General features: G+C 61.4%; 2 protein-coding genes. One reads left to right on the top strand and one right to left on the bottom strand.

Features of this window, described 5'->3' with window-relative positions; translation table 11 throughout:
• On the top strand, positions 1 to 308 hold a 308-nt coding region (locus OHL14_RS15585; protein WP_263380275.1), incomplete at its 5' end, for a substrate-binding domain-containing protein.
• 67 nt (positions 309 to 375) lie between these two features.
• Here the strand turns inward: OHL14_RS15585 and OHL14_RS15580 are convergent.
• Complete coding sequence (locus OHL14_RS15580) at positions 376 to 12453, bottom strand: pectinesterase family protein (protein ID WP_263380274.1); 12078 nt, start codon at positions 12451 to 12453, stop codon at positions 376 to 378.
• Between the last annotated feature and the right edge of the window lie 52 nt (positions 12454 to 12505).

Raw genomic sequence — 12505 nt, 5'->3', positions numbered from 1 at the left:
CGCCCGATGCGATCCTGACGCTGAAGAACAGCGCGACGGTCGCTGTCTTCGAGACGCTGCAGAAGCACGGCGTGAAGGTGCCGGAGACCCTCGCGCTGGTGGGCTACGACGACTTCGAGATGGCTGCGGTTTTGCGGCCCTCGATCAGTGTCATCCGCCAACCAATCGAAGCCATCGGTCACGCCGCAGCTGAACTCCTCTTCGAGCGCCTGCTGAGTCCCGGTACTGCGCGGCGCAGTGTCCCACAGCAGGTTGTGTTGGAGACACAACTCGTGGTGCGCAGGTCCTGCGGCTGCTGCGACGCATAAGCCAGATCTTCTCCAAAAGAGTGGCGCACGAACCATAGTTCGTGCACCAAAACTCAGCGGTAAGGCATTATTGGGTGGGCTCGACCGTCAGGATCGCGGTGGTGGTGTGGGTCGTCGATAGCCCCGTAGCGCTGACCGTGAAGTTATAGTTCACCGGGGTCGCTTTCATGCTGCCACTACTGCAGCCGATCACACAGGTAGCAGCGCCGAGACCCGTAAGTAGTAGCAGCACGCTGAGTGCATAACGGCCTCGCCTGTAGCGGCTTCCAAACAGCAGACAGAAGGGAAGAGCGAGCGCCATCAGCCAGCCGCGGCCACTGTTAGTGGTCTGCGGTGTCGACCGCGCAATGGTGGCGGGCGCCACGATAGTGAGTGTGCTGGTGTTCGCCGCTCCACCCACGAGTGAGGATGGTGAGAAGCTGATATTGTAGTTGCTTGGCAGACCGATCTCTGTAAGCGTGACCGGACCGTAGAGTGTGCCGCTCACGCCTGTTGCAGTGATAGTGTAAGCCGTGCTGCCGCCAGCATTCGCGGTCTGCAACGCAGGCGTCAAGGTGAGGGTAAAGTCTGTGGAAGCCGCAGATAATGTGAGACTGGCAGTACTCGGCGAGTGATTGGCGTCCCCCTGGTACTGTGCCGTTAGGCTCAGGCTTCCAGCCGCCGCAGGAGTGAAGCTGCAGGTGGCTATGCCCACGCCACTGACGGCCGCCGTGCAGAGGGTTGTGGTGCCATTGCTGAAAGCCACATTGCCGGTGAGGGTGCCCGCGCCGGTAACGGTTGCCGAGAGCACGTCGGCGAGACCGGCGACGGGGACCGCCGGGTTCGAGCTGAGTGTGACGCCGCTGGTCGCTTTGGTGACGGTAAAGGTGGTCGCCGTCATCGTCGAGGCAGCCGGGTAACCGTTGCTGCTGGTGAAACTCGCAGAGACGCTATGCATACCTGCTGCAAGCCCATTGAGCGTGGCCATAGCGACGCCGCTGGTGAGAGTGGCTGTTGTGGCCACGCCATCCACGGAGAAGGTGACTGAGCCGGCTGGAGCCAGCGCCGCAACGCCGGTGACGGTAGCGCTGATCGTCACCGCCTGTCCGTAGACCGGCGAGGCAGGGGAGGGCGCGTTCAGCGACAGGCTATCGGTAAGCACCGTGACCGGGCCTGTAAGGCTTAGCTGCACAGTGGAAGGCGACGACTGCGCGGCGTTGGAGAGGTTGCCGTTGAAGGTCGCCGTATCGCTCGGCGTAGGTGGAGCAGGCGATCCTGGCGTGTACGTTGCGCTGAGGCTGCAGGCCCCGCCGACCGCAAGCGAAGAAGGCAGCGTTCCGGTGACGACACAGTCTGTTGATGCCGTCGCTGTAAGCGTGAAGTCCGTCATGTCGGTCTGGCTGACGCTGGTCAACTGCAGGGACTGATTGCCCGACTCAAGTAGCGTCGCAGTCTGTGCCGCAGACGCTGCGCTGGCGAACTGTAGCAGGCTCTGCGTGCGTTGGAGCTTGATAACCCCGCTGCCCGCACCCGCAAAGACATCGCCGGCGGCATCGGTCGCAATGGACGTCGGCGTGATGCTTGCAACGGTGAACGAGCTGCTGTTTGCACTGGCAGGAACGGCGAAGATCGCTGCTGTATCGGCGATCAGCAGATTTCCCGCAGCGTCTGTGGTTACGCCTACCGGGGCGGTCGCAGGGGACTTGACGGTGGCGAGCGCGGCGGTCGAGGGGTTGTAGCTGTAGAGCGTGGCCGCGCCAGTATCTGCGATGAGCAGGTTTCCGGACGGAGCAATGGTGAGGCCCGCAGGTGCTGTCAGGCCAGAAGCAATCAGCGTGCGGCTCGCGCCTGTGATGGCATCAATCTCGTACACCGCCTTCGCCGCGGAGTCGGAGACATACAGATTATTGAGACTGTCGACGGCAAGACCGGACGGTGTCTTGAAGGTTGTTGCCAGAGTCGTTTTGGTGCCCGAGGGGGCGACCTGTGTGACGAGGCCCGTGGCGGTGTCGGCGACGTAGACGAAGCCGCGTGGATCGACCGTCACAGCTCCAGGCGCGGTCAGCGTGGCAAGCGTCGTCGCAGTTGCGCTGGTGCCGAGTGCCTGGGATGACGGAGAAAAGAGAAGCAGGTTCTTGCTCTTGAGGTCCGACACATAGACGTTACCCGCGCCTGTGACGGCGACGCCCGCTACCTGCAGACCTGTGCCGAAGCTGACACTCTTCGCTGGGTCGAGCGTCGCTCCTGAACCGAGCGCTGTACCCAGTAGAGCGAGAGCTGCTTTGCTTCCGGCTGAGCCATTGATGGTGAGTGGCGTCGATCTTACGCCGGGAACCGCCGGGGCGAACATAGCGCTAAATAGGCAGTCACTGGTGCTATCGGCGTTGGTAATGCAGGTAGGCGTGCTCAGCGACCATTCGTTCGAGCTATACGCCACGGCGTTGCTGCCGGCCAGGCTGTCGCCTGCATTGAAGTGAATCTGGACAGGCAGAGTTTGCGTCGAGCCCACTGCGGTAGACGTAGCTGTGAGCCCGGTAATCACCTTGCGCACAAGCAGGTTTGTGGTGTCACCGATATAGACATTGCCGAAGACATCCACGCCTGCGCCGAACCCATTCCCTCCATTGCTGCCGAACTTTGCCTGCGTTGCGGGGCAACTGTCGCCGAAGGCGTCTGTGGCCGCAGCGCATACAGAGCTTGCAGCACTTGCGATCGCTCGGATGTAGCCAGTGTGAAAGTCCAGGAACCAGACGAAACCATTGCTGTCAGATATGTAGAGATTGCCGCCGATGTCGATAGCGAGCTTCTGCACAGACATCGAGACGTTCGTCGAGAGTGTCGGTAGCGTACCTGTGAATGTTGACGTAGCGCCACTGCCCGCGATGGTGTAAATGTCGCCGTTCACGGGTGAAGTCACGCCGAGCTTCGCAAGGACGGTATCGAGAGGCGATCCTGTGCCGCATGTGACACAGATGACACGGACCTTTCCTGCGTCGGCCACGTAGACGTTCAGGTTGGCATCGGTGGTAATGCCTTGCGGATTGCTGATCGTGGCTGCGGTGGCGAGGCCGCCATCGCCGGTGGAACTGGAAGTGCCGGTACCGGCGAAGGTGTGGATATTACCGGCTGTATCGACGACACGAACCTTGTTGGCGCTCGTATCGGCGATGTAGATGTCGCCGACGGCATCGCTCCAGGCGCTGCGCGGAGCGTCGACCTGCGCCGCAACCGCAGGGCCACCATCGCCGAGGGTGCCAGCGGTGCCGGTGCCGGCGACGAGATACATCAGGCCGTCGGCGACGCGAACCTCGTACACCTTGTTGCCACTGTAGTCGGCGATAAAGATGTTGCCGGCGGAATCGGCAGAGACGCCGCGCGGCTTGCTGAGCGAGGCGGTGGTAGGCACGCAGCCAGTGCCGTTGGCTGCGGTGCTGGCGGGAGGTGTGCAGGTGGAGCCGCCACCTGCGAAGGTGGTGATGATGCCGTTGGGAGAGATGCGCCGTATGCGGGTCGCACTGATGTCGGTGATATAGACGTTGCCGAAGGGGTCGGGGGAGACTCCGCGTAGATCGTCCGCAGCGGTGAAGGCTATCGTGGTGGCAAGGCAGCCGTCGCCGTATTTGTCCGTAGCACCGGCACAGGCCATGTTGCCGGTACTGGGCACGGCAGCGCCGCCACCGGCGAGGTTGGTGATGGTGTATGCCAGAGGGACAGGGTTGGTGGAGAGCTGCGTGATCGTAGCAGCGCCGACGGTGACGCTCATCGACGAAGAGACCGAGCCGGCAAAGCTGCCGCTGGCCGCATAGGTCGCAGTGATCTGATCGACGCCGATGGGGAGATCGGCGGCGACGGTAGCTACACCACCGGACAGTGTTGCGGATCCGAGCGAGACCGCCGTGCTGCTGGTCGCTGTCGTATAGCTAAGCGAAACCGTGCCGACCGGGGTACCCGCGACGGCCTGCACCGGCGAGACGGTGACGGTCGCCAGGACCGGATGTCCGAGCGGCGTGGAGTTGGTGCTGAGCGAGAGCAGCGTGATCGTCTGAGCAGCAGTGATGCTGACGTTTGCAGCCAAAGAGGTTGATCCGGCGGTGGCGACATCGCCGCTGTAGATGGCGGTGACGGTGTAGCCGCTGGCGCTGAAGGGCAGGGCGAGCGTAGCTGAGGCTGAGCCTGCAATGACGCTGGATGTGGCATAGGTGTAGCTGCCGGTAGCTCCACCGCCAGCCACGACGAACTGCACGGTGCCCGAAGGCGAGCTGCCCGTAACGGTTGCGGTGGCGGTGAAGTTGGTGCCGAAGGACGCGGCCGCCGGTACGCCGCTGAGCGTGGTCGTAGTGCTGCTGAGCGCGCCGGAGTTGACGACGATGGTGTAGGGGTTGGTGGCAGCGTAATACGTCGCTCCCGTAGGCAGCACGTAGTTGCTATCGCCGGAGTACGTGGCCGTGAAAGTGTGCGTGCCAACGGAGAGAGCAGGAAGCGGCACGGAGATCGTGTCGCCTGTGCCCAGTAGCGTGGCGGTGTAGGTAGAGCTGGTGAGCGCGTCGGTCAGTGTGACTGTACCGGTGGGATACGCTGCTCCGCCAACGGCCGGGGTAAGGATGACGACGGCGGTGGCGTTCTGTCCCTGGGTGAGGGTCTGGGGTAGGCCGTTGGGGCCGGTGAGCTCGGGCGCAAGGTACGTGAAGACACACACCGGAGCGGCCAGGCTGGCAGCCGTGATGTTGTTGGTTACAGTGTTGCCATTGGCGCCGACGAAGGCATTCCACGCGGTGACGAAGTTCGATGAAACCTGCCCCGGACCATACGTGAGCTGCGCGTTGGTCTCCGTGCCGGCGGTGCCCGAATTGACGAAGCTCGTTGCACTGAGCGCGCTGGAGAAGGTGGCGTTATCGAGCGTGACCTGCAGCGGGTTGGTCGTCGCGCCATTGGACGCGCCGGTGAATTGCACCGTGCCTGTGCCGGCGTCGTCGTTCACAAAGACGATATTCTGCATCAGGATATTCTTGAAGTTCGGCGTCAGCGTGCCGGTATTGGTGTTGTACAGCGGCGTGAACTGGATGTCGGTAGCGTGGTCGAGCAGGCACTCGTTGGAGTACTGCACGTTCGTCACCAAACCACCGCGATCGTTAGCGGATTTGATACGAATGCCTGTGGAGTTGCCATCGTTGGCTCCGCCAGCGAAGGTTCCGGTAGAGCTGACGGCACTACCGTGGCCTGCAAATCCATTGCCCGCAGCGATGTTGCCGTCCCACAGGATGTTGCTGACGCCGGCCTCTGTGATGCTACCAATGGATTGACCATGCCCAGCGAAGAAGTGGTTGTTGGTGATGGTCATGTTCGCGCCCTGGTCCGCTGCACCCGAGCCGGAGGCACCCACCGCGATATTGTCATCGCCATCGGAGATCCAGGAGCGCGTAATCGTGGCGTTCTGCACGTCGCCAGGGTCGATACCGTCGGTGTTGCGCGAGGTCGTCGGTGTCACGATCTTGATGTCCCAGGCGGTAAAGCCCGTTTCAGTGCCCTTGAAGGCAACGTGGAAGAGCGGCGAGTTGCGAAGCGTGATCTTATACAGCGTAAGATTGCTGGCTCCGCCCGCGACCTGCACGAAGATCGGATTCTGCTGGCTGTTAGGGCTGGCATACGCAGCTGAGAGTCCCCACCAGGTGAAACCTTGGTAGGGCGCAATCGCATTGATCAGCGTATCGCCACCGCGGCCGTCGAGCTTTCCATACCCCATGATGCCGACGTTCGTAGACGTAGAAGGAACCAGGATCAGCGGCTGGCAGGAGCTCGTTGCTGAACTGGTGTCAATAGTGCCGCACGTGTGCGTACCGGCGACAGTGTCATAGTCCTGCGCGTTGCGCGAGAAGAACAGCGTGACCGCCGGATCGACCAGCAACGTCACATTCGATGGCATCGATAAAGGCCCGCTGAGGAAGGCATTGTGACCGGTGTTATCGACCGAGAGCCGCACCGCCTGGCTTGTGCCGGCACAGGCATTGAGCGCGGCCTGGATCCGCGCCTGGTCGGGATTCGTGCTGACGCCGGGAGTGGTCGCAGGGTTGTCGACCGCATCGGGAATATCGTTGTTCACAGAAGCGATGGAAGCCGTAAGCGTTTGGCAGACACCAGGGAATACGGGTTCAGTTACGGTGCGTGTATCGCCGGTGGCGACCGCTGCAGCTTGTCCTACTGCAGCAATATGCAGGTAGCCGCCGGTGAAGGTGAAGTTGTAGTTTGCAGACGCGAGGCTGCCGGTGGTGATCGCGATGGGATAAACACCTGGCGATGCGGTGCTGGTGGCTGTGGTCGTCAACGTTGGTGCGCCGGTCGTCGCGGTCGCCTGCGTGTCCGTACCGATAAAGCCGGAGATGGTGTAGGTCAGTGCAGGCAACGTACCGCCCACAGTCGTGTTCGCGTTGCTGGCGACGACCTGCAGAAGAGCACGCGCTACTTGAAGCGTGGCGCTGGACGAATCGCTCGTGGCATACGTGCTGCTGCCGCCATACACAGCGGTCAGTGCCTGTGTACCCGCGGGCGCTCCGGTTACGGCAAAGGTGCAGGAACCCGCGGAGAGTATGCAGGAGCCAAGAGTGTTTGTACCAGCCATCAACGTCACATTTCCAGTAACGGTTCCGCCGCCGGTCTGCGCCGTGACAGTCACACTGCCATTGATTGTGCCGCCGTAGGCTGTGCTCGGCGTGGTGACCGTAAGCGAGGTCGTCGTAGAGATAAGCGACGCGGCCGGAACTGTGATCGTGAACGGCGCAGAGGTCCCCCCGCTGAAGTTCGTATCGCCGTTGTAGACCGCCGTGATGGTGTGCACGCCTGAGCCGAGAGCGCTGGTTGTGAGGTACGCTTCACCGCTCGCGTCCAGCGTGCCGCTTGCCAGAACTGTCGCGGTGGCGCTGTTCAGGGAGTCCATGACGGTGTACGTGCCGGTCGGAATCAATCCAGCTCCTGGCGTCTGCGGACGGCTCAGGATGGTGACGCTGGCGCCTGGAGCGCTAAGAGTGACATTTCCAGCAGGCGCGAAGGCATTCACCGCGTTGGCCAGCGCGGTCGTCGGATTCCAGTTGGCTGTGAAGCCCGGATAAGCCTGCGTGGGCACCGCAGCCGAGAGGAACGTTACAGGGAAGTACTGTGCGGCCTCAGCAGCCGTCAAACTGGTCTTGATGGTGTTGCTGGCCTGGAGTGTGCCGGGCGCCTGCGAGCTCGTCTCACGAGCGCCGCTGACACCCGCGCCCAGGTTGCCGCCGGTAGGCGTGACCGAGCCGCCGAAGAGTGTTGCAGGGTAAGGCGCGGTGCCGACTGTGGGATCGGTGTAGGGCTGCGTGTTGTACTCAGCGTAGGTCGACGTTGGCAGGTTGTTGTCGCCGGAGAACTCGATCCAGCCAACTGGGTTCACCTGATCGACGAATGAGTTGAGCATGATCCACGTGGAGTAGCTGCCATACGGGCGGCCATAGTAGAGGTTCGTCATGCCGGTGCTCTGCGAGAGCAGAGTGCAGCCATTGCAGATGTACCCGCTGAGGTAGTCGTTGCTGCTGCCGGTCTGGAACTTCTTGTTCTGCGCCTCGATCGTCTCTGTACCCGTGGCGCTGGTGCCGTGCCAGGTTGTAAAGAAGTTGGTGTGGTCGAACGCAAGTGCTGCGTCGCCGAACACGTAGTCGACGTCGCCGGTGATGTTGCCCTTCCACATATACTGCCGTGCAGGCGTGCATGTGCTGCCGCATCCCTGGCTGCCGGCATAGAGGGTGTCCTGCTGGCTGATGAGGTTGACGTTGTTCAGAACCGCCTGATCGGACTCGATCCACAACGCGAGCGCCTGTGAATTGCACTGTGTGCCTGCGTTGTACAGGGAGCTAAGCGGCGTCGCTGTGCCCGTATTGGTACAAAGGCCGCTGCTCGAGCTATAGGTATAGGTCGAGGTCGCAGCTGCGTCAGTATTGTAAGTATTTTGAATGGTGAGATATTCAGCGTAGAAGTTATTCGGCGTGTACTGTGTGCTGTTGGTGACGCCAATGGGTGAGGATGTACTGCCGCTGGTCTGACCCATGTACGCGCTCTTGGTCACATCGAGCGTAGACGAGCCCTGATCGCCGCTGGCACTCGCATTACCGGAACCCGTACCTGTTCCGAGATAACCCGTGAACGGGCTGGAGAAAGCACCATCCTCTGCAGTGAGAATCACCTTGGTCGCATCACCGCCGAGACCTCGCAGAGAGACATTCGGGTAGCTGATGGCGTTCTGTCCAGTATAGGTACCCGGCTTCAGATAGATTGCGCCGCCGGTAACAGGCAGCGCTGCCAGTGCTGCGGAAAGGCTCGTGTAGTTCCCAGTGCCGTCCGCTGCAACGACGTTGGTCGATGCACCCGCGCTTGGCGTCGCCGTCGCTTTCGTTACGGAGAAGCTGGTGATGGTCGCCGTGGACGGGGCGTAGTCGACAGAGTCGTTCGGGTAGAACGTGACCGCAAGCGCATAGCTCCCGATGCCGAGGTAACTTGATGCGTCGATGCCGGTCGCGGAACCACCTGCAGGAGTTGCGGTATAGACGTAGCTGCCTGCGATGGCCGGCATCACAGTAGCATCCAGCACACCGGTGCCGATGGCCTGGCTGACTTGCTGCGTCGTCGCGCTTGGCGTCCACGCCACAGAGGTCGGCACGGTCGCGATGGTAAAGCTCTGGGCTGTGCCAGAGTTCGAACCTGTGAAACTGCCGCTAGTGGCATACACCGCAGAGATGGTGTGGGAACCTGCAGTAAGCCCAGATAGAGTGACAGTCGCAACGCCATTGCTTCCGGAGGTCACCAATGTCGGGTTCGTCGTCGTAGAATCCACGGTGATGGCTACCGTTCCAGCAGGTGCAGCCGTACCGCTCGTGGGAGCGACTGTGACGGTGAATGTCACCTCCGTGCCGGTCGACGCATAGACGGGCACGGACGGGCTAGGAACGCTGACAGAGGTCGACGTCGCGACCGCGATACCCGAAAGGGTACCGGTCAAGGAAAGACTACCGAGTGTGGAAGACGACGGCAGAAAGCTGAGTGCATCGGTGACGCTACCGGAACCTCCGCCGACAAGCGTAGCTGAGAGTGTGCAGGCATCGCTGGCCGCAACCGCACCCAGAACGCTGTTTGTGAACGAGCAGCCATTAGATAAGCCCGCGACGACCGCGAAGTTTGTGGTGTTCGTCACCGGGTTCGAACCACTGGCGGCCTGATTGCCGACATCAGTCAGCGTGCCGGCGAAGGCTGTGCTTTCATCGGTGCCGAAGTTGTAGTTGACGGAGTTCCGCACCACCTCGGTCACGCTTGTGTTGTGCGCATCCGCGCTAAAGACGTCTCCCTTGCCATCCACTGCCAGGCCCACTGGAGTTGTAAGCCCGGTGAGGACGCTTACCGTCGTCGGGCCAGCGGTAGGTACCTCGATCACCGAAGCGCTAGCCTGATCTTGTACATAAACATCGCCCGCTGGATCGACAGCGACAGCGACGGGCGTGATGCCAGACAGCAACGTACTCTGCGTGTAGGCTCCAGTGACGCCGGGCGTCAGTTTATAGACAGCGCCTGCCGTCTTGTCCGCAACGTAGACGTTGCCGAGGCCATCAACCGCCAGCGAAACCGGATTGCTCAACCCAGTCACTACTGTTGTCTGGAACTGTGCCGTGTTTGCCACCTGCGAAAGGCGATATACGCTGGAGCCGCTTGCCTGGGAATCGGCGACGAAGAGATTCCCCGCCAGATCCACAGCAATTGCCTGTGGAGCCGCAGTACCTATGCCAGGTGTGTACGCAACCGTGGTCGCCGTCAGCGTCGAAGGCGCCGCTGCGGATGCCGGCGGGCCACTCACCTTCAACTCCTCGATAGTCGTCGTCCCCTTGCCAACGGCGAACACATCGCCAACCGCATCTACCGCAATTTGGCCAGGGTTTGTCGGCAGCGCTGTTGAGAGCGTATATGCAGCGCCACTGATCGATTCCACGATAGAGCCTGCCTGGCTGTCCATCGCGTAAACATTGCCCGCGCCATCCAGCGCTACGCCTGCAGGCACGATCGAACTGAAGACCGAGTTCGTCAACGGCGCAACCGCCGTGGCAACCCCTGCCTTCGTCGTCGAGGCATTGTCCAGCGCCAGTACGGAACCGGTCGCTGTACCGTTGAGCGCGACGTTGGCTATAGGGTTAGCCCAGGTGCCTGCAGGCAGCGCGATTGTCAACGTCGCCGACCGCGCACCAGCGGCAGAGGGAGTCGTCGTCACCGCAACGGTGCAATCGACCGAGAAGTCGCCGTTCTGCGCACAGGCAGGCGTCGCTGCTGTGAGATCTGCATTAGCCGAAAGCGTGGCCGTCGAGCCGGCTACCGTACCCGCTGCAGTCTGAGGCAGGTGGACCTGAAGCGTTTGGATCAGCGGCGTGCCCACGGTCTGTGCTGCAAGTCCCTGTGCCAGTATCTTGCGCACCAGCATGCCAGAGGTGTTGCTCGAAGCGTCATACAGATAGAGATTTCCCGAGCCGTCCGTCGCAATGCCAAGACCGTTATTGTTGGAGAACAGCGACTTCGCTGCCGGACACGCATCACTGTAAGCGCTGAGAGATTTCTGCCCACTGCTACCACTGCAGTAGCTACCAGCCGCAACATTCGTGCCCGAACTCAGCAGCAGACGAATGTACCCCGTATTGATGTCGTAAAACAGCACCTTGCTGGAATCGCCGATATAGACGTTGCCTTGCGGGCTGACGTCGAGCTTCGTCGTCGTGGTGTCCGAAACCGCCGTGTTCGTTCCCAGTGTCGGCGTCGCGCTAAGCGCAGTCGCTCCGCCACCGGCAAGCATGTAGATAAAACCTGGCTGAGGTGTCACACCCGTATTGTTGGTGCTGATCGCCTTCGCCATTGCTGCACCTGCCGTGCCTGCATTGGTGACGAAGAACACCCGCAGACCGTGAACCGGATCTGTGAAAAGCATGTTGCCCGCAGCATCAACACTCACGCCGCTGGTGTAGCCCGAAGATGCACTCACAGAGCTGAACTCGAATGGGCAGCCATCGCCGAGCGTATCAAGCGCCGTCCCCGTGTAAGCTGCGCCGTTCGTCGTGACCGAGCAGGACTGTGCCAGGGAAGTCGCGGTGCCACCCGTTCCCGTACCCGTTCCTGATGTGTTGACTACGGAGTACGCATAGCCCTGCGTCACTGACGCATAGTAAACACCCAGCGCCGCATACAGCGGATTCGTCCCGGTGAAATAGCTCGAGGTCTTAGGCCCGGCTACAACACGCGTCCTCGAAGAAGATGTATCCGCGAAGTAGACGTTGCCGTAGATATCTCCCCACGCACCCCGCGGAGCATCCACCTCGCCGCCGGCCGGCGAACAAGTGCCGACGCCAACCTGCGCCGCCTGGACATTGTCTGCACCGACTCCAGCCGTTGCGCCACCGCCGCTCGTGCCTACGCATCCCGCCACCAGTTCCATATAACCGATCTGCGCCGCCGAGCAGAGCGGGGAAGCCGTGCGGCACACAACGTGAACCAGGTTGTCGCTATACCCAGCCAGAAGCACGTTGCCATAGGGATCAATACCGATTCCGCGCTGTCCCTTGGTTACCGTCTGCGTCGCGGCAAGGCAGCCATCGCCTGCGGAGTCCTTCTTCGCCGAGCAGACTGCCCCATTGCCCGCCAGCGTCGTCATGATACCCGTGCTGCCATTCACCATGTGGATGATCGCATCCACATCATCGGCCACAAACACATTGCCGAACGCGTCCGCTACCACACCCCCGCGACCCGCTGCTCCAAAGATGCCATTCGTCGCAAGGCAGCCGTCACCGTAGGCATCGGTGGAGCGAACACCTGTCGCGAGGCCGGGGCACTGCGTACCGGAGGCCGCAGTCATCGGTGCGGACCCGGCGAGCGTAGTCATCGTGTACGGCAGCGCGATGGGAGATTGCGCCTCACCGGACAAAACAGCGATCAGCAGCAAGGACAAGATGGAAAAAACGCGGCGCGAAGTCAGCAGGAACATGGAAAACTCCAGACGCTCTTGTTGGTCATAGCTCAGTCCAAGACCACCCGCAGGAGAGAAGCCCCAGCGGAGATTTTGGCATTGCTGTAAAACAAGAATCGTGATCGGTCTGGCATCCTCCATGAACTCGCGAGGACTTGTCAAGCCATTTCCATGATCTGTATGACAGCTGTTTTTGCTGAAATAAGTTCTCTAT

The organism is Granulicella paludicola, from assembly GCF_025685545.1.
Classification (GTDB): Bacteria; Acidobacteriota; Terriglobia; order Terriglobales; family Acidobacteriaceae; genus Granulicella; species Granulicella paludicola.
The sequence above is the reverse complement of the archived record's forward strand: the minus strand, read 5'-3'. Positions and strand labels throughout refer to the sequence as shown.